Source organism: Arhodomonas sp. KWT, from assembly GCF_010993615.1.
Genome location: NZ_WNXE01000387.1, coordinates 1 through 1,690, shown reverse-complemented (window position 1 = coordinate 1,690; position 1,690 = coordinate 1). Strand labels below are relative to the sequence as shown.

At 72.0% G+C, this 1,690-nt stretch carries 2 protein-coding genes; both read right to left on the bottom strand.

Annotation, left to right across the window (positions count from 1 at the left end; all coding sequences use genetic code 11):
* On the bottom strand, window positions 1-362 hold a 362-nt coding region (locus tag G7A99_RS19215; RefSeq protein ID WP_163143231.1), incomplete at its 3' end, for a PA2779 family protein.
* Between the two features lie 176 nt (window positions 363-538).
* On the bottom strand, window positions 539-1,456 hold the full coding sequence (locus G7A99_RS19210; protein ID WP_205599935.1) for a hypothetical protein: 918 nt from the start codon (window positions 1,454-1,456) through the stop codon (window positions 539-541).
* Between the last annotated feature and the right edge of the window lie 234 nt (window positions 1,457-1,690).

Here is a 1,690-nt window from a genome sequence, read left to right as displayed (position 1 = left end):
AGGATGTCGGTGATCAGCAACACCACGAAGATGAACACCGCGGCCCCCAGAATGCTGGTGCCACCCGCGGGCATCTCGTCCATGCGCTGCGCCATCTGGCGGGCCTCCTGGTCGGAGAGCGCGGCGACACGCTGCTGCGCCTCGGCCGGATCGACCCCGTAGGATACGAGCTGGTCACGAACGTCCTCGCGCTGGAGCAGCGCCTGGACCCGCTCACGGGCGGCATCCGCGGACTGCTGGGCCGCCAGCGTCTGGGTACCGACCATGCTGGCCTGCGCGGCCGGCACGAACAGCGTCGCCCACAGGAACAGGGCGGCGAGCAGCGGGACGAGGCGGCGGTTTGTTGCGATAAAGCGGTCCATTTCTTCTTCCCTCCTGTGTGTTTGACGGCTACCGGCACCCATCATAGCCGACCGGGCCGGCCCCCGTAGAGCCGCTCCGCTGCCGCTCAGGCCGTCGGTCGGGACCGTCCCCGGACAGCGACATATGATGGCCGGCCATCGCGTGGCGTGCCCGGAGGGATACGGCAGGCGGAACGCTAACGCCCCTGCGGCGGGAGATCGAGCCACCGCGCGCGCCAGCCGGTTCCGGCGAGGAAGACCGCGCCCGCCGTCGCGGTCACGGCCTCGCCACCACCACGGGGCACGAGGCGGAGACGGTAGCGCCGGCCCCGGTCCGCGGCCAGCACCTCCTCCACGCCGGCGAGCCGGTATCGATGCTGCAACGCACTATCGCGGCCTCGCCAGGCCGCGCGTATCGCCGCCGCGGCATAGTCGGGTGCCGGCGCGGAGGCAGCCGCGGTGGAGCGGACGGTCAGGGCCTCGCGGTGAACGCCGGCGCCTCCCCCGACACGCAGACGCACCGCCAGCAGCGACCCCGGCACCACCTCGAGACGGCGGGCGGTGAGGATCGCGCCGGTGGTGCGTGCCCGCACATCGTAACGCCCTCCCGGCAGGGCGAAGACCGTTGGCCGGTCGGCCCCACCGGACTCGATGGCGGACCCGTCAACGGCGGCACCGTCGCGGCTCCGGTTCACCTGCACGCCCGCCGGCACGATTCCCTGCGCCCCGGCGACCGTGACCGACAGCCGCCCCTGCGCGAACCCGACCTGCAGACGATGCCAGCCCTGGGTAATCCAGATGTCCCGGACGGCATGAACAGCCGCGCCAAGGACATCGCGCGGCACCACGTACACGTCGTACGCACCCGGCGCCAATACAAGCCGGACCGGCGCGCCGGCACCGCGCCGCGGGGATGCGGGCGTGACGGCATAACCGGTCTGCTGCCCGGAACGGGCGTCATGCACGACGACACACACCGGGACCCGCGCACCGCCGGGCTCGGAGGCGACGACCTCCACCCCCGTCCCCCGGCCATCCCGGAGAGCCACGGAGCCCGGCCGTCCGTTCGCCCCGGCCGCCCGTGGCAACACCATCACCGCCAGCAGGAGCGACACCGCCCATCGCCACGGCACCCCACTTGTCCGTCTTCGGACCACGCCCACCCCACCCCCTCATTCCGGTCCCTGCCCTTCAGGCAAGCAGTCGCACCGGACACTGTCCAGCCGGCAGCCCCGACACGCCGGCGGCCGGAAAGGCGTTGGCCCCATCGGACAACTCGATTATCGTGAGGATTGTGAGCAACCGCACAACACGCGTGAGCAGTCGGTCACCGCATCCCAACGGATGCA